20 protein-coding genes are annotated in these 22,267 nt (G+C 74.6%); 16 read left to right on the top strand and 4 right to left on the bottom strand.

Features of this window, described 5'->3' with window-relative positions:
- Positions 1–2: 2 nt before the first annotated feature.
- From bioD to mug, 10 genes are all read left to right on the top strand, one after another.
- Positions 3–719, top strand: a complete 717-nt coding sequence (gene bioD, locus E4U91_RS05295; RefSeq protein WP_137310673.1) for a dethiobiotin synthase — start codon at positions 3–5, stop codon at positions 717–719.
- Positions 720–843: 124 nt separating this feature from the next.
- Complete coding sequence (locus tag E4U91_RS05300; protein WP_137305640.1) at positions 844–1,512, top strand: class I SAM-dependent methyltransferase; 669 nt, start codon at positions 844–846, stop codon at positions 1,510–1,512.
- Positions 1,513–1,805: 293 nt separating this feature from the next.
- Positions 1,806–2,663, top strand: a complete 858-nt coding sequence (locus tag E4U91_RS05310) for an ABC transporter ATP-binding protein (protein ID WP_241678508.1) — start codon at positions 1,806–1,808, stop codon at positions 2,661–2,663.
- Positions 2,664–2,667: 4 nt separating this feature from the next.
- A complete protein-coding gene (locus tag E4U91_RS05315) occupies positions 2,668–5,235 on the top strand; it encodes an ABC transporter permease (RefSeq protein WP_137305642.1) in 2,568 nt (855 codons plus the stop codon).
- A gap of 75 nt (positions 5,236–5,310) precedes the next feature.
- The gene (locus tag E4U91_RS05320; protein WP_137305644.1) at positions 5,311–5,733 is read left to right on the top strand and encodes a GNAT family N-acetyltransferase; all 423 of its coding nucleotides are present in this window, start codon (positions 5,311–5,313) and stop codon (positions 5,731–5,733) included.
- Between the two features lie 177 nt (positions 5,734–5,910).
- Positions 5,911–7,245, top strand: a complete 1,335-nt coding sequence (locus E4U91_RS05325; RefSeq protein ID WP_137305646.1) for a hemolysin family protein — start codon at positions 5,911–5,913, stop codon at positions 7,243–7,245.
- Complete coding sequence (locus E4U91_RS05330) at positions 7,242–8,255, top strand: hemolysin family protein (protein ID WP_137305648.1); 1,014 nt, start codon at positions 7,242–7,244, stop codon at positions 8,253–8,255. The genes E4U91_RS05325 and E4U91_RS05330 overlap by 4 nt, the downstream gene beginning before the upstream one ends.
- An 88-nt stretch (positions 8,256–8,343) precedes the next feature.
- Positions 8,344–9,141 carry an SGNH/GDSL hydrolase family protein gene (locus tag E4U91_RS05335; RefSeq protein WP_137305650.1) on the top strand — a complete coding sequence of 266 codons (798 nt, stop codon included), beginning with the start codon at positions 8,344–8,346 and terminating at the stop codon, positions 9,139–9,141.
- A gap of 96 nt (positions 9,142–9,237) precedes the next feature.
- Positions 9,238–10,680, top strand: a complete 1,443-nt coding sequence (purB, locus tag E4U91_RS05340; RefSeq protein WP_137305652.1) for an adenylosuccinate lyase — start codon at positions 9,238–9,240, stop codon at positions 10,678–10,680.
- Between the two features lie 30 nt (positions 10,681–10,710).
- A complete protein-coding gene (gene mug, locus E4U91_RS05345) occupies positions 10,711–11,343 on the top strand; it encodes a G/U mismatch-specific DNA glycosylase (RefSeq protein WP_241678509.1) in 633 nt (210 codons plus the stop codon).
- On the opposite strand, the gene E4U91_RS05350 is transcribed toward mug, so the two are convergent.
- Positions 11,321–11,761, bottom strand: coding sequence for a hypothetical protein (locus E4U91_RS05350; protein WP_241678510.1), 441 nt, complete (start codon positions 11,759–11,761; stop codon positions 11,321–11,323). The two genes, mug and E4U91_RS05350, sit on opposite strands and share 23 nt — an antisense overlap.
- Positions 11,762–11,917: 156 nt before the next feature.
- Here E4U91_RS05350 and E4U91_RS05355 point away from each other — a divergent pair, with 156 nt between their 5' ends.
- Positions 11,918–13,075: an ROK family transcriptional regulator gene (locus E4U91_RS05355; RefSeq protein WP_137305654.1), complete on the top strand. Its 1,158-nt coding sequence runs from the start codon at positions 11,918–11,920 to the stop codon at positions 13,073–13,075.
- A 175-nt stretch (positions 13,076–13,250) separates the two neighbouring features.
- Here the strand turns inward: E4U91_RS05355 and E4U91_RS05360 are convergent, their stop codons facing one another.
- Both E4U91_RS05360 and E4U91_RS05365 read right to left on the bottom strand, forming a co-directional pair.
- A complete protein-coding gene (locus E4U91_RS05360) occupies positions 13,251–14,012 on the bottom strand; it encodes a GntR family transcriptional regulator (RefSeq protein ID WP_137305656.1) in 762 nt (253 codons plus the stop codon).
- A gap of 244 nt (positions 14,013–14,256) precedes the next feature.
- A complete protein-coding gene (locus E4U91_RS05365; RefSeq protein ID WP_137305658.1) occupies positions 14,257–15,138 on the bottom strand; it encodes an RNA polymerase sigma-70 factor in 882 nt (293 codons plus the stop codon).
- Positions 15,139–15,396: 258 nt separating this feature from the next.
- On the opposite strand from E4U91_RS05365, the gene E4U91_RS05370 reads away from it, so the two are divergent.
- The 4 genes from E4U91_RS05370 to E4U91_RS05385 all read left to right on the top strand — a co-directional run bounded on the left by E4U91_RS05370 (position 15,397) and on the right by E4U91_RS05385 (position 20,384).
- Positions 15,397–16,050 (top strand): NADPH-dependent F420 reductase, encoded by a 654-nt coding sequence (locus E4U91_RS05370; protein WP_137305660.1) that lies wholly within the window; start codon positions 15,397–15,399, stop codon positions 16,048–16,050.
- Positions 16,051–16,205: 155 nt separating this feature from the next.
- Complete coding sequence (locus E4U91_RS05375) at positions 16,206–17,036, top strand: alpha/beta fold hydrolase (protein WP_137305662.1); 831 nt, start codon at positions 16,206–16,208, stop codon at positions 17,034–17,036.
- Positions 17,037–17,198: 162 nt separating this feature from the next.
- A complete protein-coding gene (locus tag E4U91_RS05380; protein ID WP_137305664.1) occupies positions 17,199–18,785 on the top strand; it encodes an alkaline phosphatase D family protein in 1,587 nt (528 codons plus the stop codon).
- A 195-nt stretch (positions 18,786–18,980) separates the two neighbouring features.
- A complete protein-coding gene (locus E4U91_RS05385) occupies positions 18,981–20,384 on the top strand; it encodes a GNAT family N-acetyltransferase (protein WP_174867754.1) in 1,404 nt (467 codons plus the stop codon).
- A 100-nt stretch (positions 20,385–20,484) separates the two neighbouring features.
- Here the strand turns inward: E4U91_RS05385 and E4U91_RS05390 are convergent, their stop codons facing one another.
- Entirely contained in the window at positions 20,485–21,705 is a 1,221-nt protein-coding gene (locus E4U91_RS05390) for a trans-sulfuration enzyme family protein (protein WP_137305666.1), read from the bottom strand.
- Positions 21,706–21,765: 60 nt separating this feature from the next.
- Here E4U91_RS05390 and E4U91_RS05395 point away from each other — a divergent pair, with 60 nt between their 5' ends.
- Positions 21,766–22,260 (top strand): Lrp/AsnC family transcriptional regulator, encoded by a 495-nt coding sequence (locus E4U91_RS05395; protein WP_137305668.1) that lies wholly within the window; start codon positions 21,766–21,768, stop codon positions 22,258–22,260.
- The last annotated feature ends 7 nt before the right edge of the window (positions 22,261–22,267 follow it).

Genomic DNA, 22,267 nt, shown 5'->3' on the forward strand with positions numbered 1-22,267 from the left:
GCATGCCGATCCTGGTGATCACGGGTACCGGCACGGAGGTCGGCAAGACGGTGACGACGGCGGCGGTCGCCGCCGCCGCGCTCGCGGCCGGCCGGACCGTCGCGGTGCTGAAGGCCGCGCAGACCGGCGTGGGGCCCGACGAGCGCGGGGACGCCGCCGAGGTCGCGCGGCTGGCGGGCCCGGTCACCGTGGCCGAGGTCGCCCGCTACCCCGAGCCGCTGGCCCCGGCGACCGCGGCCCGGCGGGCCGGGCGGGAGCCGGTGCGGCCGGCCGACGTGGCGGAGGCGGCGCAGAAGCTCGCCACCGAGCACGACCTGGTGCTGGTGGAGGGCGCGGGCGGCCTGCTGGTCCGGTTCGACGAGGCGGGCGGCACGCTGGCCGACGTGGCGGAGCTGCTGCGCGCGCCGGTGCTGCTGGTCGCGTCGGCCGGCCTGGGCACGCTGAACACCACCGAGCTGACGGCCCGTGAACTGCGGGGGCGGCGACTGGAGTTGCTCGGCGTGGTGATCGGCAGCTGGCCGGGGACGCCGGACCTGGCGATGCGGTGCAACGTCACGGACCTGCCGGAGGTGTCGGGCGCGCCCCTGCTGGGGGCGCTGCCCGAGGGCGCCGGGGCGCTGGCCCCGGCCGACTTCCGCGCGGCGGCACCGGGTTGGGTGGCGCCGCGGCTGGACGGGACGTGGCGCGCGGAGGCGTTCCGCGAGGCGGCGGACGCCTGAGGCACGGCCCTGAGGGGGACTGCGCTGCTCGCGCCCCCCGCGCTCCCGGTCGGTCCGGTGCGCGGGGGTGCGGGCGGCGCCCACGGGGGACAATCGACGTAGCGGCTACCCGAGGAGGTCAGCCATGTCGTCGCGCTCCGTCACCAAGGACGCCGTCCACCACCCCCTCTTCGCCCGTTTCTACGCCCGTCTGAGCCTCAAGCTGGAGGCCGGGGTCGGTCCGCACCGGGCCGAGCTGCTGGACGGGCTCGCGGGACGGGTCATCGAGATCGGCGCGGGCAACGGGCTGAACTTCGCGCACTACCCGCCGACGGTGTCCGAGGTCGTCGCCATCGAACCCGAGCGCACCCTGCGGCAGTTGGCCCGTACGGCGGCGCTGCGCGCGGAGGTGCCGGTGGACGTGGTGCCGGGCGCGGCGGAGGCGCTGCCGGTCAAGGGCGAGGCGTTCGACGCGGCCGTGCTGTCCCTGGTGCTGTGCAGCGTGCGCGACGTCGAGCGGGCCCTCGCGGAGGTGCGGCGCGTGCTGCGCCCGGGCGGCGAGGTGCGGTTCTTCGAGCACGGCGCGGGCGGCGGCCGGGCGATGCGGCTGAGCCAGCGGGCGCTGGACCGCACGGTGTGGCCGCTGCTGTTCGGCGGCTGCCACCTGCACCGGGACCCGCTCGACGCGATCCGGTCGGCGGGCTTCGCCCTGGGCCCGCACCGCAGCCTGCTGGTGCCGGACACGGGCCCGAGGACCCCCAGCTCGTTCTGCGTGCTCGGCCGGGCGCACCGACCCGAGCCGGACGTGCGCTAGGGGGTGTCTTGCCGATCAGGCCGGATCAGGGAGCGGCGTCTGGCGCCGTGCATCGCAAGGCGGAGGAGGGCGGCGATGCGGAGCGGTGGGGGCCCCTCCCGCTCGAGCGGAGCCGAGAGCGGGGGAAACCGACGACAACGCGGCGAGGTGCGGTGCCAGGCGCCGCGAGCCCGGCGTGATCGGCAAGACACCCCCTAGGACATCGGTCGGGGGGCGGATACCCGGTGTGGGGGCGGTCACATTAGGCTCGGCGCCAGTGCGTCGCCCTGTCCCCCGCGCGCGAGGAGGCCGCCTTGTCCACACCTGCTGCGGAGCACGCCCCCGGTCGGTCCCCGGCCGACGGGATCGCGGCCCGCGCCCGCGGTCTGACCAAGGCGTACGGCTCGGGCGAGACGGCCGTGCTGGCGCTGGACTCGGTGGACGTGGACGTCGTGCGCGGCCGCTTCACCGCCGTCATGGGCCCCTCCGGGTCCGGCAAGTCCACCCTGATGCACTGCCTGGCGGGCCTGGACACCGTCTCGGCCGGGCAGGTCTGGCTCGGCGACACGGAGATCACGGGACTGCGGGAGCGGGAGCTGACCCAGCTGCGGCGCGACCGGATCGGGTTCATGTTCCAGTCGTTCAACCTGATCCCGACGCTCAGCGCGGCCGAGAACATCACGCTGCCCATGGACATCGCCGGGCGGAGACCGGACCCGGCGTGGCTGGACCAGGTGATCGACGCGCTTGGGCTGCGCGACCGGCTCCGGCACCGGCCCGCCCAGCTGTCCGGCGGCCAGCAGCAGCGCGTGGCCTGCGCCCGGGCGCTGGTCTCCCGGCCCGAGCTGATCTTCGCGGACGAGCCGACGGGCAACCTGGACTCGCGGGCGGGCCTGGAGGTGCTCGGCTTCCTGCGGCAGGCGGTGGACGAGCTGGGGCAGACGGTCGTCATGGTGACCCACGACCCCGGCGCGGCGGCCCACTCCGACCTGGTGCTGTTCCTGGCGGACGGCCGGATCGTGGACGAGATGGAGCGGCCGACGGCGGAGGCGGTGCTGGAGCGGCTGAAGCGGTTCGACGTGGTGCGCGCGGCGGTCGAGGAGACGGGGCGCGGGGCGGACGGGACCGGCACCGGCACCGGCACCGGCACCAGCGGGGATCGGAAGGGCTGAGCCCGTGCTCAGGGCGACACTCAGGAGCTTCCTCGCGCACAAGGGCCGCCTGCTGCTGTCGGCCCTGGCCGTGGTGCTGTCCGTCGCGTTCGTCGCGGGCAGTCTGATCTTCTCGGACACGGTCTCGCGCACCTTCGACCGGCTCTTCGCGTCCACCGCGGCGGACGTGACCGTGGCGCCGAAGGACGACTTCGGCTCCCGGGTGGCGACCGGCGCGGTGCAGACCGTGCCCGCCGCGCTCGCCGACCGGCTGGCCCGGGTCCCGGGGGCGGCCTCCGCCCACGCCGAGGTCCGCGCGGACAACGTGACCGTGGTGGACGCCCGCCGCCGGTTCCTCGGCTCGACCACCGGCGCCCCCACCATCGCCACCGACTGGCACGTCACCGACCGCAGCCCGGTCGAGCTGACCTCCGGGCACGCCCCGCGCGGCGCCGGTGAGGCCCTGCTCGACGCGGACACCGCCGACCGCAAGCACGTGCGGATCGGCGACACCCTCACGGTGATGGCCCAGCCCGGGACGCTGCGGGTCCGGGTGGTCGGCATCGCCACGTTCACCACCACCAACCCGGGCGCCTCCCTGGTCTACCTCGACCCGCGCGTCGCCGCCGCGGAACTGCTGGGCTCCCCCGCCCGCGCCACCAGCGTCTCGGTGCAGGCGGCGCCCGGCGTGTCCGACGCCCTGCTCAAGCAGCGGGTCGTGGCCGCGGTCGGCGCCGGCGCGTACGACGTGAAGACCGCGGGCGAGCACGCCAAGTCCTCCGCGGAGCAGCTGGGCACGTTCCTCGACGTCATCAAGTACGTGATGCTCGGTTTCGCCGGGATCGCCGTCCTGGTCGGCATCTTCCTCATCGTCAACACCTTCTCGATGCTGATCGCCCAGCGCACCCGCGAGCTCGGCCTGCTGCGCGCCCTGGGCGCGGACCGCCGCCAGGTGCGCCGCTCGGTGCTCACCGAGGCGGTCCTGCTGGGGCTCGTCGGCTCGACGCTGGGCCTCGCGGCGGGGATCGGGCTCGCGGCCGGGCTGATCCGGCTGATGGGCGCGTTCGGCATGAACCTGAGGGCCGCCGACATGGTCGTCGGCTGGCCGACCCCGGTGGCGGCGTACGTCGTCGGCGTCGGCGTCACGTTCGTCGCCGCGTACCTCCCGGCCCGGCGTGCGGCCGCGGTCTCCCCGATGGCGGCGCTGGCGGACGCCGACGTGGCCGGCGTGGGGCGGCCGTTGCGGACGCGCGCCGTGGTCGGCGCCGTCGTGGGGGCGCTGGGCGTGGCGGCGCTGGCCGGCTGCGCGGCGGCCTCGCGGACGGCGACGGCGGCCTCGCTGCTGGGGCTCGGGGTGGTGCTCACGCTCGTGGCGACCGTGGTCGCGGGCCCGCTGCTGGTGCGGCCGGTGATCCGGGTGCTGGGCGGCGCCTTCCCGGCGCTGTTCGGCCCGGTGGGGCGCATGAGCCAGCGCAACGCCCTGCGCAACCCGCGCCGTACGGGCGCCACGGCGGCGGCGCTGATGGTGGGCCTGGCGCTGGTGGGCGGCATGTCCGTGGCGAGCGCGTCGATGTCGGCGTCGTTCGACCAGCAGATCGACCGCACGCTCGGCGCCGACTTCGTGGTGCAGAACGCCAACTTCGCGCCGTTCTCCCAGGAGGTCACCGACCGGGTGCGCGGCACGGAGGGCGTCGGTCTCGTCGTACGGCAGCGGTTCGCGCCGGTCGCGCTGCGGCTGCCGGACGGCCGGCGGGTGACGACGACCGCCTCCGGGTACGACCCGCGGGTGGACGACGTCGCCCACGTCACGTACGTCGGGGGCGGCTCGGCGGCGGCCCTCGCGGACGGCGGCGTCGGCATGGACGCCGGCTTCGCGCGCGAGCACGGCGTGCGGCTCGGCAGCGTGCTCCCGGTGGAGTTCCCGGGCGGCCGGCGCGCCGCGCTGGAGGTCGGCGCGCTCACCGACCAGGACGGCGCCGAGGGCTTCGGCATGCAGGGCGGCGTCTTCCTGGGCCTCGCCACCGTCGAGCGGTACATCCCGGGCGGCCAGGACACCGCGCTGTACGTCAACGCCGCCGCCGGCACGGACGCGGACCGGCTGCGGCCGCGCCTGGAGCGGGCCCTGGACGCGTACCCGCAGGTGCAGGTGCGCGACCAGGCGGACTACAAGGAGCTCGTCCACGACCAGATCGCGGTGCTGCTCTACCTGGTCTACGCGCTGCTCGGGCTCGCGATCGTGATCGCGGTGCTGGGGGTGGTGAACACCCTCGCCCTGTCGGTGGTGGAGCGCACCCGGGAGATCGGCCTGCTGCGCGCCATCGGGCTGGCCCGGCGTCAGCTGCGGCGGATGATCCGGCTGGAGTCGGTGGTGATCGCGGTGTTCGGCGCGGTGCTGGGGCTGGCGCTGGGCCTGGTGTGGGGCGTGTGCACCCAGCAGGTGCTGGCGCTGCAGGGCATGGGGGCGCTGGCGGTGCCGTGGGGCACGATCGTCGCGGTGGTGGCCGGCTCGGCGGTGGTGGGGGTGGTGGCCGCGCTGCTCCCGGCGTTGCGGGCCTCGCGGATGAACGTGCTGGCGGCGATCGCGCACGAGTGAGCGGGGCGGGCCGGGGGCCGCGTCCGGATGCTGGAATTCCGGGTGCCGGCACCCGGACCGTGATGGGATCCGCGCATGTCTGAACTGCGCATACGGGCCGCCGAGCCCGGGGACCTGGACGCCGTGCTCGCCTTCTGGAGGACCGCCGCGGAGGGCACGAGCATCAGTGACGACCGCGACGGCGTGGAGCGGCTGCTCGCACGCGACCCGGAGGCGCTGGTCCTCGCCGAGAGCGCGGGTGAACTGGTCGGCACGGTGATCGCCGGGTTCGACGGCTGGCGCTGCCACCTGTACCGGCTCGCCGTGCACCCCGGGCACCGGCGCCGGGGCATCGGCTCGGCACTGCTGGCGGCGGCCGAGGAGCGCTTCGTACGGCTGGGCGGACGGCGCGGGGACGCGATGGTGCTGACCCGCAACGAGACGGCGCACCATGCCTGGCGCGCCGCGGGGTACACGCCGCAGGAGCAGTGGCGCCGGTGGGTCAAGCCGCTCGCCTGACCGTTCCCCGGCTGGACGAGGGCCGCTCCGCCGACTCCTTTGCTCATCCTTTACCATTGACGGGACACTCGGTCCCTCGATGAAAGGTCGTGAGCGTCCGCCCATGGGCGAGCCTCCCAGTCCGCGCCGTCGCGCGCCCCGTCCTGCCCCGCCCGACCATGGGACGGAGGTGCCCCGATGACCGAAGTGCTCCTACTGCTGGTGGCCGTCCTGCTGTCGCTGGCCTGCGGCGCCTTCGTGGCCGCCGAGTTCTCGCTGACCACGGTCGAGCGCAGCGAGCTGGAACGCGCGGTGGAGCGCGGTGAGCGCGGCGCGTCCGGCGCGCTGAAGGCCGCGCGCAACCTCACCTTCCAGCTGTCCGGCGCGCAGCTCGGCATCACCGTCACCAACCTCGTGGTCGGCATGCTGTCCGAGCCGTCCATCGCCAAGCTGATCGCCGGTCCGCTGGAGTCGCTCGGCCTGTCCCGGTCCGCGTCGAGTTCGGTCGCGCTCGTGCTGGGCACGGCCCTGTCGACGGTGTTCCTGATGGTCGTCGGCGAGCTGGTGCCCAAGAACTGGGCGATCTCCTCGCCGCTGGCGGTGGCCAAGCGGGTCGGCACCCCGCAGCGCTGGTTCAGCGCGGCCTTCCGCCCGTTCATCACCCACCTGAACAACACCGCCAACCGCTTCGTGCGGCGCCTGGGCATCGAGCCCGCCGAGGAGCTGGCCTCCGCGCGCGGGCCCCAGGAGCTGGCCGCCCTCGCCCGGCACTCCGCCAAGGAGGGCGCCCTGGAGGCCGACACCGCCGAGCTGTTCGTGCGGACCCTGAACCTGGCCGACCTCACCGCGGAGAACGTGATGACCCCGCGCGTCCAGGTCATCGCCCTGGACGCCCAGGCGACCTGCGAGGACGTGGCCAACGCGACCCGCGCCACCGGCCTGTCCCGCTTCCCCGTCTACCGCGGCAGCCTCGACTCCGTCGTGGGCACCGCCCACGTCAAGGACGTGCTGGCCGTCCCCGCCGTCCGCCGCACGCGCGTGCCGGTCGCGGAGATCATGCGCGAACCGCTGCTGGTCCCCGAGTCCCTGACCGTGGACCGGCTCCTGGACCGGCTGTCCGGCAGGCGCACGATGGCCGTCGTCATCGACGAGTACGGCGGCACGGCGGGTGTGGCGACCCTGGAGGACATCGTGGAGGAGGTCGTCGGCGAGGTGCGCGACGAGCACGACCCGCACGAGACGCCCGACCTGGCCCCCGCGGGCACGGACGACTCGGGCCACGCCCTGTACTCCGCCGACGGGGCCGCCCGCACCGACCAGCTCGCACGCGTGGGCCTGCGCGCGCCGGACGGGCCGTACGAGACCCTGGCCGGGCTGGTGGCCACGGAGCTGGGCCGCATCCCGGACGTCGGGGACAGCGTCGAGGTCGGCGGCTGGCGCCTGGACGTGGTGGACGCGTCCGGCCGCCGGGCCGCGCGCGTGCTGCTGCACGCGCCGCTCGACGACCAGAGCGAGCAGGAGGTCGGGAAGTGACCGCGGTCCAGTTGCTGATCGGCCTGGCGACCCTGGTCGTCAACGCCTTCTTCGTCGGCGCCGAGTTCGCGCTGATCTCCGTGCGCCGCTCGCAGGTCGAACCGCACGCCGAGGCGGGCGACCGGCGCGCGCGGAGCGTGCTGTGGGGCCTGCAGCACGTGTCGGCGCTGCTGGCCGCCGCCCAGCTCGGCATCACCCTGTGCACCCTGGTCCTCGGTGTGGTCGCCGAGCCGGCGATCGCACACCTGCTGGAGCCGGTGTTCCACGCGGTGGGCGTACCGCAGGGCGCGGGCCACGCGGTGTCCTTCGTGATCGCGCTGGCGCTGGCGACGTACCTGCACATGCTGCTCGGCGAGATGGTGCCGAAGAACGTCGCGCTCGCCGAACCGGTGCGCAGCGCGCTGCTCCTCGGGCCGCCGCTGGTGGCCCTGTCCCGGGCGCTGCGGCCGGTGATCTTCACGATCAACGCCTTCGCGAACGCGCTGCTGAAGCTGTTGCGGATCGAGACGAAGGACGAGGTCACGGCGACGTTCTCGGACGCCGAGCTGGCGCAGATCGTCAAGGACGCCGGTGAGGCCGGCCTCATCGACGAGGCCGCCCAGGAGCGGCTGCACGACGCGCTGGAGCTGGGCCGCCGCCCGGTGCGGGACGTCGTCGTGCCGCTGGAGCGGGTCGTGTACGCGCGGGTGGGCGTCACCCCGGAGGAGCTGGAGGGGCTGGCGGCCGCGTCGGGGTTCTCCCGCTTCCCGGTCGTGGACGAGGGACGGCGCATCGTGGGCTACCTGCACGTCAAGGACGCGCTGGACGCCTCGCCGCGGGACGTGCCGTTCCGGCTGCGGGACATGCGGTCCATCGCCCGCGTGCGGGAGACGACGCCCCTGGACGACGTCCTCACCGCGATGCGCGGCAGCCGCACCCACCTGGCGGCCGTCCTGGGCACGGACGGCCGGCTGGCCGGCCTGGTCACGATGGAGGACGTGCTGCGGGAGCTGTTCGGGCAGCGGGTGTAGGCGCACCGAGGGGTGGGTCGACCTGGGGACTCCGGTGCGCAGGCCGACCGACCGGCGGGTATGGAGCCGGGATACCATCGCTGACGCCATGCAGACGAACCCTCCTTCCCCGGCTCCCCCGTACTCCAGCCTGGTCGCCGTCGGCGACTCGTTCACCGAGGGCATGTCGGACCTGTTGCCCGACGGCACCTACCGCGGCTGGGCCGACCTGCTGGCCGGCCGGATGGCCGCCCAGGCGCCCGGCTTCCGCTACGCCAACCTCGCCGTGCGCGGCAAGCTCATCGGGCAGATCGTCCACGAGCAGGTGGACGTGGCGGCCGCCATGGGCGCCGACGTGATCACCCTGGTCGGAGGCCTGAACGACACCCTGCGTCCCAAGTGCGACATGGCCCGGGTCACGGGTCTGCTCACCGAGGCCGTGGAGCGCCTGGCCCCGCACTGCAAGCAGCTCGTGCTGATGCACAGCCCGGGCCGCCAGGGGCCGGTCCTGGAGCGGTTCCGGCCGCGCATGGAGGAGCTGTTCGCCTGCGTCGACGACCTGGCCGCCCGGCACGGCGCCGTCGTCGTCGACCTGTACGGCGCGCCCTCCCTCACCGACCCGCGGATGTGGGACGTCGACCGGCTGCACCTGACGGCCGACGGGCACCGCCGGGTCGCGGAGGCGGTCTGGCAGGCGCTCGGCTACGACCCCGAGGACACCGAGTGGCGCACGCCGCTGGCGGCCACCCCGCCGCCCCGCTGGGTGGCCCGCCGCATCGCCGACGCCCGCTTCGCCCGCGAGCACCTGCTGCCGTGGATAGGGCGCCGGCTGACGGGCCGCTCCTCGGGCGACGGCCGTCCGGCCAAGCGCCCCGACCTGCTGCCCTGGGACGATCCGCGCGCGTAGGGGCGCGGGGCCGTCCCGGGTGACGCCGGTCTCGTAGGTTCCGCCGAACCCGGCCGTGGCGCTGGCCTGCACGAATCGCCAGTAGAATCCGTACACGTGACTTCTGCGCCCGCCAAGCCCCGCATCCCGAACGTCCTCGCCGGACGCTACGCCTCCACCGAGCTCGCCACGCTCTGGTCGCCCGAGCACAAGGTCAAGCTGGAGCGCCGGCTCTGGCTCGCCGTGCTGCGCGCCCAGAAGGACCTCGGCATCGAGGTGCCGGACGCGGCGATCGCCGACTACGAGCGTGTCCTCGACACCGTCGACCTGGCCTCCGTCGCCGAGCGCGAGAAGGTCACCCGGCACGACGTGAAGGCGCGGATCGAGGAGTTCAACGACCTCGCCGGGCACGAGCAGGTCCACAAGGGCATGACCTCCCGCGACCTGACGGAGAACGTCGAGCAGCTGCAGATCCGGCTCTCCCTGGAGCTGGTCCGCGACCGCACCGTGGCCGTCCTCGCCCGGCTCGGCAAGCTGGCCGCCGAGTACGGCGAGCTGGTCATGGCCGGCCGCTCCCACAACGTGGCCGCCCAGGCCACCACCCTCGGCAAGCGCTTCGCGACCGCCGCCGACGAGCTGCTGGTGGCGTACGGCCGCGTCGAGGAGCTGCTCGGCCGCTACCCGCTGCGCGGCATCAAGGGCCCGGTCGGCACCGCCCAGGACATGCTGGACCTGCTCGGCGGGGACGCGGCGAAGCTGGCCGACCTGGAGCAGCGGATCGCCGACCACCTCGGCTTCGGGCAGGCGTTCACCTCGGTCGGGCAGGTCTACCCGCGCTCGCTGGACTACGAGGTCGTCACCTCGCTGGTGCAGCTGGCGGCGGCGCCGTCCTCGCTGGCGAAGACCATCCGTCTGATGGCGGGGCACGAGCTGGTCACCGAGGGCTTCAAGCCGGGCCAGGTGGGCTCGTCGGCGATGCCGCACAAGATGAACACCCGGTCCTGCGAACGCGTCAACGGCCTCATGGTGATCCTGCGCGGCTACGCCTCCATGACCGGCGAGCTGGCGGGCGACCAGTGGAACGAGGGCGACGTGTCCTGCTCGGTGGTGCGCCGCGTCGCGCTGCCGGACGCGTTCTTCGCGCTGGACGGCCTGCTGGAGACGTTCCTGACCGTGCTCGACGAGTTCGGCGCCTTCCCGGCCGTGGTGGCCCGCGAGCTGGACCGCTACCTGCCGTTCCTCGCCACCACCAAGGTGCTGATGGCATCGGTGCGCGCCGGGGTGGGCCGCGAGGAGGCCCACGAGGCGATCAAGGAGAACGCCGTGGCGTGCGCGCTGGCGATGCGCGAGCAGGGCGCCGAGCGCAACGAGCTGCTCGACCGGCTGGCCGCGGACGCGCGCATCCCGCTGGACCGGCAGGGCCTGGACGCGCTGATGGCCGACAAGCTGTCCTTCACGGGCGCCGCCGCCGACCAGGTCGGCACGGTCGTCGCGCGGATCGACGAGATCGTGAAGCAGCGTCCGGAGGCCGCGGGGTACTCGCCGGGGGCGATCCTCTGATCCACCCCGACCGCTGAACTGGAGGGACCCGTGCCCCGTTTCACCCCGGCGCAACTGGAAGCCGCCCGCGACCGGCTCGTCACGGACGTGGTCGCACCGGACCTGCGCGTGCTGTTCTGCGGGATCAACCCGGGACTGATGACGGCCGCGACGGGGCACCACTTCGCGCGGCCGGGCAATCGGTTCTGGCCGGTGCTGCACCTGTCCGGGTTCACCCCGAGGCTGCTCGAGCCGGCCGAGCAGCAGGAGTTGCTGTCGTACGGGCTCGGGATCACCAACGTGGTGGCCCGGGCCACGGCGCGGGCGGACGAGCTGACGGCGGAGGAGTACCGCGAGGGCGGCCGGCTGCTGGCGGCGAAGGTGGCCCGGCTCAGGCCCCGGTGGCTGGCCGTGGTGGGGGTGACCGCCTACCGCGCGGCCTTCGACGACCGGAAGGCCCGGGTCGGCCCGCAGGAGCGGACGATCGGGGACACGCGCGTGTGGGTGCTGCCCAACCCCAGCGGCCTGAACGCCCACTGGACGGCGGCGACGATGGCGGAGGAGTTCGCCCGGCTGCGGGTGGCGGCGGACCGGGAGGCATCCGGCGCGTCCGGCGCGACCCGCGCGGTCGGCGGCGCGGCGGACGAGGTGGCGCCTGCGGTCAGGGCAGCGGAACCTCGGTGACGACCAGCAACAGCCGGATCTCGTCGGAGGGGTCGAGGTCGGCGACCCCCGCGGCGGCCCACCGCCCGTCCGTGGACGGCTCCCAGACGCAGGCGTGGGCGACCGCCGTGCCGAACCCGGCCCAGGGCTCGGGTATCTCCCCCTTCTCGGTGCGCAGGCGTATCCCCTGCAGGCCGTGCTCGAACGGCTCCCCCCACCGCGCGGCCAGGCCGTCGACCAGGCGCTCGCACTCCGCACGGAACTCCTCGGCCCGCGCGGCCCGCAGCGCGGGGTCCGCGTCCCGCAAGCCCTGGCTGATCCTTAACTCGGCCGTGAAGTGACCGGGCCCGCCGAACCCGAGCTCCGACCTGTCGTCCCGGTCGGGGAAGTCCCGGGAACGCAGCAGGTCGGCCACGGCGAGATACGTCTCGATGCCCATGCGGTCCAGTAAACCGGCCGCCACTGACAATTGGCGGGGAGTCAGCCGGCCCGCCCCGCACGGCACGGTTCGGGCTCCGGGCGGGTCCGCGGTCGCCGCGGGCCGCCGCGCCGAGTACGATCCGCCCAACACGCGCACGAGCTGGGAGGACGGACGTTGGGGCGGCTGACCGGCGGGGATCCCTCGCTGTTGCGAAGGATCAATTCCGCGGTGGTGCTGCACGCGATGCGTGCCACGGACTGCGCGACGCTGACGGAGATCACCCGGGTGACCGGACTGTCCCGGCCGACGGTCGAGGGCGTCGTCGAGGACCTCATCGCGGCCGGGCTGGTCATGGAGAAGGCGGCCGAGGAGGGCGCGGCCCGGCGGCAGGGGCGGCCGGCGCGGCGGTTCCGGTTCCGCGCGGAGGCCGGTCACCTGCTGGGCCTGGAGATCGGACCGCACCGCGTGGCGGCGCTGCTCTCCGCCCTGGACGGCCGGGTGATGGGCGCTCAGGCCAAGGACGTGGACGAGACCGCCTCGGCCGACGAACGGCTGGAGCGGCTGCGCACGGCGGTCGCCGAACTGCTGCGCCGCGCCGGGGTGCCGCGCAGCTCCCTGCGGGCGGTCGGCGTGGCCACGCCCGGCATCGTCGAGGCGGACGGCACGGTGCGGCTGAGCACCGCGCTGCCCGAGTGGACGGGGCTGCGGCTGGGCGAGCGGCTGAGCCGGTCCTTCAAGTGCCCGGTGCTGGTGGAGAACGACGCGAACGCGGCGGCGGTCGCCGAGCACTGGAAGGGCGCCGCGACGGAGTCCGACGACGTCGTCTTCGTGCTCGCGGGGCTGAGCCCGGGGGCCGGTTCACTCATCGGCGGGCGGCTGCACCGCGGGTACGGCGGGGCGGCCGGGGAGATCGGCGCGCTGCACCTGCTGGGGCGCGGGGACACCCCGGAGACGCTGCTGTCCACCACGGACGAGCCGCTGCACCCGCTCGACGAGCAGGCCGTCGCGGCGGTGTTCGCGAAGGCGCGTGACGGTGACCAGCGGGCCCGTGCCGCCGTCGAGCGGTTCATCCAACGGCTCGTGCACGACGTGGCGGCGCTGGTGCTGGCGCTCGATCCGGAGCTGGTGGTGATCGGCGGCTGGGCGGCGGGGCTCGACGGGGCGCTGGAGCCGTTGCGGCGGGAGCTGGCGCGGTACTGTCTGCGGCCGCCGAAGGTGGCGTTGTCCCTGCTGGGCGAGGCCGCGGTGGCCACGGGGGCGTTGCGGCTGGCGCTGGACCATGTGGAGGAGCAGTTGTTCGCGGTGGAGGGGACGGTGACCGCCAGGCGGTGACGGGGGGTTTGAGCGGTGGGGTGGGAGTGGTGGGCGTTGGCTGTGAGGGGCGGGTGGGACCGGTGCTGTGCGCGGTTCCCCGCGCCCCTAGGTGGGGATGGCCCGAGCCCTCAGGGTCAGCGCCGTAGGCCCTGTGCCCCGGGCTTGCCGGGGCACAGGGGCGGTTTTCGGTCTGTCAGGATGCCTGGCGTTCCGGGCCGTGGTGGATCTCCACGTCTCCCGTGGCGCCGAAGGTCAGGCGGCAGGTGTCGGCGCGGTACGTGGCGACGGAGAGCGCGGCGGTGCGGCCCTCGGCGACGAAGCGGGTGGTGACGACGAGGACCGGGGCGCCGGGCAGGCGGTCGAGTTCCTTGGCGTCGTCGGCGCGGGCCGAGCCCAGCTCCACCGAGCGGTCCTGGCTCTCCAGCTCACGCCGCTGGAGCTCGCGCAGCACCGCACGCGCGCGTGCGGCGCCGGACGGGGCGTCGATGGCGCTCAGCTCGGGCACCGAGGACTGCGGGACGTAGAGGAGTTCGGCGGCGACGGTCTGGCCGTGGGTCACGCGCGAGCGGCGCACGACGTGCACGGGCTCGTCCCGCCCGGTCTCCAGCGCCTCCGCGACCGCGGCGGGCGGCTGCGCGAGGTCGCAGTCGACGGGCTGCCAGCCGTCGTCGGCCGTGCCCGGCCAGACCTGGCCGCCGGTGCCGACGTCGACCCCCATGCGCGGCGGCGCCACCGTCGTGCCGACCCCCCGTCGGCGCTGCAGGCGGCCTTCCAGCTCCAGTTGTTCCAGTGCCTGCCGGAGCGTGGCGCGGGCCACGCCGAAACGGGCCGCCAGCTCACGCTCGTTGGGCAGGATCTCGCCTACCGCGAACTCCGAGTCGAGTGCTTCGCTGAGCACGGTCTTGAGGTGCCAGTACTTTGGCTCCGGCACCGATTCCAGCTGCGTGGTCCCCACCCTGTCCTCCGCAATCGCCGTGTCCCGGCGGCGTTTTCGCGCCCTTGTTTATTAAAGGTTGTTGCACTTGTCTGCGACCATAGGGCGGCCCCCACCCTTGGTCAAGACCAATCCTGGAACCCTTGGGAAGCCGACAGGTGACCGGCCGGGAAGCGTTCACGGGGCGTTCGTACGGCAGCGTTCCCGTGACACGACGGCAAAGCCCCCGTCGCAGGACGGGGGCCGGGTGCCGGGGCGGGCGCGGCTACGCGGGAAGGGCGCGCAGCTTGTCGGGGTTGCGCACGACGTAGACGGCCTGGATCCGGCCGTCCGCCACCTCCAGCTGGAAGACGCAGTCGGGCCGGTCCCCGGACAGCACCAGCAGGGCCGGGCCGCCGTTGAGCTCCAGGAACCGGTAGGACACGTCCTCGACGCCCTTGCGGGCGGCGCCGAGCAGGAAGCGGCCGACGGCGTCGGCGCTCTCCAGCACCCGCACCGGGGCCTTGGCCTTGCCACCGCTGTCGCCGACGAGCCGGGCGTCCGGGGCGAGCAGCTCCATCAGGGCGTCCAGGTCGCCGCCGGAGGCCGCGGCGAGGAAGCGTTCGGTCAGTTCGCGGCGCTGGACCGGGTCGACCTCGTAGCGCGGGCGCCGTTCGGCCACGTGCCGGCGGGCGCGGCCGGCCAGTTGGCGCACCGCGGTCTCGCTGCGGTCGAGCATCGCGGCGATCTCGGCGAACGGGAAGCCGAACGCCTCGCGCAGGACGAACACGGCGCGTTCCAGGGGGGACAGCGACTCCAGGACGACCAGGACGGCCAGGGAGACGGTGTCGGCGAGCACCGCGCGCTCGGCGCCGTCCGGGACGGTGTCCCCGAAGTCGGTGACCCAGGGTTCGGGCAGCCAGGGGCCGACGTAGGCCTCGTTGCGCGACTTGATGCGGGCGAGCCGGTCGATGGCCAGCCGGGTGGTGACGCGGACGAGGTAGGGCCGGGGCTCGCGCACGGTGGAGCGGTCCACGCCGGACCAGCGCAGCCAGGCGTCCTGGACCACGTCCTCGGCGTCGGCCACCCGCCCGAGCATGCGGTAGGCGACTCCCATGAGGAGGGGTCGGTGCTCTTCGAAGACGTCGGTCGCGGTGTCGGATAGCACAGGACCATCCCAACCGACCCGGCCCCGCCGTGTCCAGCCGGTACCCGCCCGGCGGTGGCCCGCGCACGTCGTCCCAGTCGACGGTGCGGGCGTGTCGGCCGGAGCCCGGTCCTCCGGGCCGGCCCGTGCCCCGGCCGGGTCACCCCGGCGTCCGTTCCCGTCGTGTCCGGGTCACGGCGCGGGCCCCGGCGGCGCAGAATGGCGGGCGTCGATGACGGGCCGCACGCCTCGGGGCGTGGGCGGGAACCGGAGGTGGGCATGCGGTACGCGGTGCTGGGCACGGGCGTGGTCGGTCGGACCCTGGGCACGAAACTGGTCGAGCTGGGGCACGAGGTGACCCTCGGCTCGCGCTCCGCGGACAACCCGGCGGCCCTGGAGTGGGTGCGGTCGGCGGGCGGGGGCGCCGCGGCCGGTACGTTCGCGGAGGCGGCCGCGGCAGGCGAGGTGGTCGTCAACGCCGTGGGCGGCCGGGTGGCGCTCGCAGCCCTGGAGGCGGCCGGCGCGCGACACCTCGACGGGAAGGTGCTGGTCGACGTCTCCAACCCGCTGGCGTTCGAGGACGGTCTGGTGCGGCTGTCGCCGGTCGAGTCGGACAGCGTGGGCGAGCAGATCCAGCGGACGTTCCCGGCCGCGCGCGTGGTGAAGACGCTGAACACCGTCAACTGCGAGGTGATGGTGGAGCCTTCGCTGGTGCCGGGCGAGCACCAGCTCTTCGTGTGCGGGGACGACGCGGGCGCCAAGGAGCAGGTGACCGGGCTGCTGGGCGAGTTCGGGTGGCCGGCGGGGCGGGTGCTGGACCTGGGCGGCATCACGGCGTCGCGCGCGATGGAGATGTACCTGCCGCTGTGGCTGACCCTCATGGGCAAGTTCGGGCACGCGCACTTCAACCTGGAGCTGCGCAGCGGGCAGTGAGCGGCGTCCGGCAGCCCGGACGGTTCGCCACGCGCGGCGTCCGGTACCCCGGGCGTCCCCGCAGCCCGGAGGGCTACCCGCCGGTAGCAATTGCTGACAAGCTGTCTACGGCGTCCGCCCGGCGCCCCAGGCGATCCCAGACGAGGAGCACCCCCATGTCCGCCACCGTCTCCTTCAAGGTCCCCTCCCCGAACGGCCCGCAGCCGGTCACGGTGTCCTACGCGCGCGTGGGCAGGGGTGAGCCGCTGCTCCTGCTGCACGGCATCGGGCACCACCGGCAGGCCTGGGACCCGGTGGTGGACCTCCTGGCCGCAGACCGCGACGTGATCGCCGTGGACCTGCCGGGCTTCGGCGCCTCCCCGGCGCTGCCCGACGGGCTGGCCTACGACCTGCCCACGACGAACACCGTGCTCGGCGCGCTGTGCGAGGCGCTGGAGCTGGACCGCCCGCACGTGGCGGGCAACTCCCTGGGCGGGCTGCTCGCCCTGGAGCTGGGCCGCGCCCGGCTGGTGCGGTCCGTGACCGCCCTGTCCCCGGCGGGGTTCTGGTCACCGGCCGAACGCCGGTACGCCTTCGGGGTCCTGCTGACCATGCGGCACATCGCGCGACGGCTGCCGCTGCCGCTGGTCGAGCAGTTGTCCCGCACGGCGGCCGGCCGGACGGCGCTGACGAGCACCATCTACGCCCGCCCGGCCCGCCGTTCGCCCGAGGCGGTGGTCGCCGAGACGCTCGCGCTGGCCCGGGCCACCGGGTTCGAGCAGACCCTCCGGTCGGGCGCCACCGTCCGGTTCGTGGAGGACGTCCCACAGGTCCCGGTCACGGTGGCCTGGGGCACCCGCGACATGATCCTGGTCCGGCGCCAGGGCGTACGGGCCAAGCAGATCGTGCCCCGGGCCCGGCTCGTGCGGCTGCCCGGCTGCGGCCACTGCCCGATGAACGACGACCCGGCGCTGGTGGCGCGCGTGATCCTGGACGGGAGCCGCTGAACCGGGGGCCGCGGGAGGGTCGTCCAGGAGGAGCGGGGGCCCGGTGGTGGCTCCGGGGCCAGTTGTTCACCTGTGGTTTCCGTGCGCGCTGCGGCGTCCGAGTAGTCCTGGCACTGCACACGGCACCCACGCCGGCCGGATCCCGTCCCTGGAGGTCCCTCCATGTCCGCACGCCCGTTCCCGGGACGCCGCAGCGTCCTGCGCGGCTCGCTGGCCGCGTCCGCGGCCCTCACCCTGCCGGCCGCCGTCGGCGCGGCCCCCGCCCTCGCCCTGTCCGGCCGGCCCCGGGCGGACTGGGGCGTGCAGGCCGGTGACATCACCTCCGACTCCGGCCTCGTGTGGGTCCGGTCCGACCGGCCGGCCCGGATGATCGTCGAGACGTCGGCCACGGAGTCGTTCCGGCGGGCGCACCGCTTCCACGGCCCGCTCCTCGGCGCGGGCACCGACTTCACCGGCACCACCCGGCTGCACGGCCTGCCCCCCGGCGAGCAGGTCCACTACCGCGTGCTGCTCGCCGACCCCGACGACCCGCGCCGCACGGGCGAGCCGGTGACCGGCACCTTCCGCACGGTCTCGGCCGGGCGCCGGCGGGGCGTGCGGTTCCTGTGGTCCGGCGACCTGGCCGGACAGGGCTGGGGCATCAACCCGGACATCGGCGGCTACCGCATCTACGACGCGATGGCGAAGCTGGACCCCGACTTCTTCCTGTGCAGCGGCGACAACATCTACGCCGACGGCCCCATCGCCGCCACCCAGGCGCTGCCCGACGGCCGCACCTACCGCAACCTCACGACCGTGGAGAAGTCCAAGGTCGCCGAGACGCTGGCCGAGTTCCGCGGCAACTTCCGCTACAACCTGCTGGACGACAACCTGCGCCGCTTCAACGCCCGCGTGCCGTCCATCATCCAGTGGGACGACCACGAGGTCCGCAACAACTGGTACCCGGGCGAGGTCGTCGCGGCCTCCGACACGCGGTACACGGAGAAGAGCGTGGACGTCCTCGCGGGGCGCGCCCGGCGGGCGTTCAGCGAGTACTTCCCCGTCTCCACGCTGCGCCCGGGCGCCAAGGAGGGCCGGGTGCACCGGGTCGTGCGCCACGGTCCGCTGCTGGACGTGTTCGTGCTGGACATGCGCACCTACCGCAACGCCAACTCGCCCGACGACCAGACCGTGGACCCGCAGGGCATCCTGGGCCGTGAGCAACTGGAGTGGCTCAAGAAGGAGTTGTCGCGCTCGCGGGCGGTGTGGAAGGTGATCGCCGCCGACATGCCGATCGGGCTGGTGGTGCCCGACACGACCGAGGGCCGGCCGAACTACGAGGCCGTCGCGCAGGGCGACCCGGGCGCCCCCCTGGGGCGTGAGCTGCAGATCGCCGAGCTGCTGCGGTTCATCAAGCACCGCCGGATCACGGGCACGGTGTGGCTCACGGCCGACGTGCACCACACCTCGGCGCAGCACTACCAGCCGTCGCGGGCGGCGTTCACCGACTTCGAGCCGTTCTGGGAGTTCGTCTCCGGGCCCCTCAACGCGGGCGCCTTCCCGGCCAGCGCACTGGACGGCACCTTCGGCCCGGAGCGGGTCTTCGTGAAGGCGCCGACCGCGTCCAACGTCTCGCCCGCCGAGGGCTACCAGTTCTTCGGCGAGGTCGACATCGACGGCGACAGCGGCGAGTTGACGGTCCGGCTGCGCGAGCAGGACGGCACCGTGCTGTTCACGCAGGTGCTCCAGCCGGGACGGGTCGGCCAGTAGCCCGCTCCCGTACCCTCGGTGACCGTGCCGCGCACCGGTGTCATCCCCCGGTGCGCGGCCGTGTCCGCGGGCCGTCCGCCACCCTCGCCGGGCAACACTTCACTTCAACATAAAACAAAAGGGACATTGGCGGTCTTTACCACCCGGTCACAAACCGTTCGTGATCACGCAACACCGTTCCTTCACAGTGGATGCATGACTCGAGACCTGTCTGGCGTGACACGGGCCCGCAACGGCCGGCCCGTGCACCACTGGCGGCGCGACGCCGTCGAACTCGCCGCCCTGTTCACGGCCGTGGCCGTCGCCGACGTGGTGGCGAACCTGGTCGGCCACGGCCCGGACGGGCCGCTGACCCTCGCGGTGTCGGCGGCCGCCCTGCTCGCCACGGCGGCCTTCCACGTCTGGTGGTCACGCCGCCACGGCCACGCACCGCCGACGAGCGATACCGGTGCCCGGCCGCCCTCCTCGGAGCGGCAGGCCGGGCCGTCCGCCCCGACCGACGGTGTGACCGGCACGAGCACGCTGTGGCGGGTGCGGACGACGGTGCGGGACGCACCGGGCGCGCTGGCCTCCCTGTGCGCGGCGCTCGCGGCCCACGAGGTCGACATCCTCAGCCTCCAGACGCACCCGCTGGGCACGGAGACGGTGGACGAGTTCCTGCTGCGCGCCCCCGGCGCCCTGTCCTCCGCCGACCTCACCCGGGCGGTGTCGCGGGCCGGCGGCTCCGACACCTGGATCGAGCGGGCCGATGCCCACGACCTGGTCGACGCCCCGACCCGGGTGCTCGGCCTCGCCACCCGCACCGCCCTGGACGCGGCGGAGCTGCCGCTGGCGTTGCGCCAGTTGCTGGGGCGCTGCACCATCCGTTCGCTGCCCGCCAGGACGCACGGCGGGGCGGACCAGGTGCCCGCGGAGGGGGTGCTGGAGGAGACCGTGCTGCGCCTGCGGGCTCCCGAGGGCGGAGTGATCACCGTGGAGCGGCCGTACCTGCCGTTCACCCCGACGGAGTTCGCCCGCGCCCGGGCCCTGGTCGAGCTGGACACCCGGCTCGGCTCGCGGGTCCCGCGCAGCCAGGACGTCCTCACCCTGCCCGAGGGGCGGGACATCACCGTGCGGCGGGCCGACCCGAGCGACCTGGAGGCCGCGAAGGCCATGCAGGAGCGCTGCTCGTCCCACACGCTGAGCATGCGGTACCACGGCCCGGCCGGCGACGCCGACCGCTACCTCAACCACCTGCTCAGCCCCCGTTTCGGCCGCACCCTCGCCGTGCAGACCGCCTCGGGCCGCATCGTCGGCCTCGGCCACCTGCTGTGGGACGGCGACGAGACCGAGGTCGCGCTGCTGGTCGAGGACCAGTGGCAGCGGCGGGGCATCGGCGGTGAACTGCTCGGCCGGCTGGTGGCGATGGCCGCCGAGGCGGGCTGCGCGAGCGTGTACGCGGTGACGCAGGCGTCCAACACCGGGATGATCGCGGCGATGCGGGGACTGGGCCTGCCGCTCGACTACCAGGTCGAGGAGGGCACGCTGGTCATCACGGCACGGCTGGACACCTCGCTGGTCGCCACGGGCGCGCCGACGACGGACACGCCGCAGCCGTGACCCACGGATGACGGCGGGGCGGTGACGGAGGGGGTGGGGCGCCGACGGGCCCCACCCCTTCCGGCGGTGGGCGCGCCGAAGTGCCCCACCCCCTCCGGCGCTAGACCCCGCTGCTCGCGGTGCTCCGCGTGCGACCGCCGACCTGCGCCGCGGCTCCGAGCGCCGCGTCGAGGTCGGCCCACAGGTCCTCGACGTCCTCCAGGCCCACCGACATCCGCAGCAGCCGGTCGCTCACCCCGGCGCCCCTGCGGTCGTCGGCGTCGACGATGCGGTGGCTGATGGACGCCGGGTGCTGGATGAGCGTGTCGACGCTGCCGAGGCTGACCGCCGGGGTGATCAGCCGGACCCCGGCGATGACCTCGTGCGGATCGCCGTGCACCTCGAAGGCGACCATCGCCCCGCCGATCCGCGGGTAGTGCACCCGGGCCACCCGCGGGTCGGCGGCCAGCCTCCCGGCGAGGTCGGCGGCGGTGGCGGAGGCCGCGCGCACCCGCACCGGCAGGGTGGACAGGCCGCGCAGCAGCAGGTATCCGGCCAGCGGGTGCAGCACGCCCCCGGTGGCGAACCGGACTTGGCGCAGCCGTCCGGCGAACTCCTCGTCGCAGGCGACGACTCCGGCGAGCACGTCCCCGTGACCGCCCAGGTACTTGGTGGCGCTGTGCAGCACCAGCCGCGCGCCCGCGGCGGCCGGGCGCTGGAGCACCGGCGTGGCGAAGGTGTTGTCCACGAGGAGCGGCACGGAGCCGCAGGCGTGGGCGACGGCCCGCAGGTCGACCTCGGCGAGCGTCGGGTTGGCGGGCGACTCGACGAGGACCAGCCCGGTGTCGGGGCGCAGCGCGTCGGTGATCCCGGCCGGGTCGGTCCAGGTGACCTCGGTGCCCAGCAGCCCCGCCGTCAGCAGGTGGTCGCTGCACCCGTACAGCGGGCGTACGGCGACCACGTGCCGCAGTCCCTGCGCGGCGCGCACCAGCAGCACGGCGGTGAGCGCGGCCATGCCGCTGGCGAAGGCGACGGCGGACTCGGTGCCCTCCAGCCGCGCGAGGGCCGTCTCGAAGCGGGCCACGGTCGGGTTGCCGAGGCGGCCGTAGACCGGCGGGCCGTCCGGTTCGGCGCCGGTCGTGGCGAACGCGTCGATGCGCTCGGCCTCGCCGCGGCTGTCGTAGGAGGGGTAGGTGGTGGACAGGTCGATCGGCGGGGCGTGCAGTCCCTGGCGGGCCAGGTCGTCCCGGCCGGCGTGCACGGCCTCGGTGGCCAGTGCGCGGGGCGCTCGTGGGGCGGGGCGCCGTACGTCGTCGTACGCGTGCGTGCTCGCTGAGTCCATGGGCGGAAGAGTGAACACCGAGCGGGTTCCGGGCGCCGGATCCCGTGTTACGTTCGGCACATGGCCGAATCCGTCGTACTGGACCCGGTGGATCTCCAGCTGTTGCGGCTGTTGCAGAACGACGCCCGGGCGACCTACCGGGACCTCGCCGCGCAGGTGGGCATCGCGGCGTCGACGTGCCTGGACCGGGTGGCGCGGCTGCGGCGCTCGGGCGTGATCCTCGGGCACCAGCTGCGACTGGATCCGGCCAAACTGGGCCGCGGGCTCCAGGCGTTGCTGTCCGTGCAGGTCAGGCCGCACCGGCGGGAGCTGGTGGGGCCGTTCGTGGAACGGGTGCGGGCGCTGCCCGAGGCGCTGACGGTGTTCCACCTGACCGGCCCCGACGACTACTTGGTGCACGTCGCCGTGGCGGACATGGCCGACCTGCAGCGGCTCGTCATCGACGAGTTCACCTCCCGGCGGGAGGTCGCCCGGGTGGAGACCCGGCTGATCTTCCAGCGCTGGGACTGCGGCCCGCTGCTGCCGCCGGGGGCGTCCGGGGCACCGCCGGGCTGACCGAGGG

The sequence above is a fragment of the Streptomyces lasalocidi genome (genome assembly GCF_005280215.1).
GTDB classification, from domain to species: Bacteria; Actinomycetota; Actinomycetes; order Streptomycetales; family Streptomycetaceae; genus Streptomyces; species Streptomyces longwoodensis.

What these genes read in the sequence shown, in the direction of transcription:
- bioD (WP_137310673.1), top strand. Translation starts at nt 3, where the DNA reads ATGCCGATCCTGGTGATCACGGGTACCGGCACGGAGGTCGGCAAGACG.
- E4U91_RS05300 (WP_137305640.1), top strand. Translation starts at nt 844, where the DNA reads ATGTCGTCGCGCTCCGTCACCAAGGACGCCGTCCACCACCCCCTCTTC.
- E4U91_RS05320 (WP_137305644.1), top strand. Translation starts at nt 5,311, where the DNA reads ATGTCTGAACTGCGCATACGGGCCGCCGAGCCCGGGGACCTGGACGCC.
- E4U91_RS05325 (WP_137305646.1), top strand. Translation starts at nt 5,911, where the DNA reads ATGACCGAAGTGCTCCTACTGCTGGTGGCCGTCCTGCTGTCGCTGGCC.
- E4U91_RS05335 (WP_137305650.1), top strand. Translation starts at nt 8,344, where the DNA reads ATGCAGACGAACCCTCCTTCCCCGGCTCCCCCGTACTCCAGCCTGGTC.
- E4U91_RS05350 (WP_241678510.1), bottom strand. Translation starts at nt 11,761, where the DNA reads ATGGGCATCGAGACGTATCTCGCCGTGGCCGACCTGCTGCGTTCCCGG.
- E4U91_RS05370 (WP_137305660.1), top strand. Translation starts at nt 15,397, where the DNA reads ATGCGGTACGCGGTGCTGGGCACGGGCGTGGTCGGTCGGACCCTGGGC.
- E4U91_RS05375 (WP_137305662.1), top strand. Translation starts at nt 16,206, where the DNA reads ATGTCCGCCACCGTCTCCTTCAAGGTCCCCTCCCCGAACGGCCCGCAG.
- E4U91_RS05380 (WP_137305664.1), top strand. Translation starts at nt 17,199, where the DNA reads ATGTCCGCACGCCCGTTCCCGGGACGCCGCAGCGTCCTGCGCGGCTCG.
- E4U91_RS05385 (WP_174867754.1), top strand. Translation starts at nt 18,981, where the DNA reads ATGACTCGAGACCTGTCTGGCGTGACACGGGCCCGCAACGGCCGGCCC.
- E4U91_RS05390 (WP_137305666.1), bottom strand. Translation starts at nt 21,705, where the DNA reads ATGGACTCAGCGAGCACGCACGCGTACGACGACGTACGGCGCCCCGCC.
- E4U91_RS05395 (WP_137305668.1), top strand. Translation starts at nt 21,766, where the DNA reads ATGGCCGAATCCGTCGTACTGGACCCGGTGGATCTCCAGCTGTTGCGG.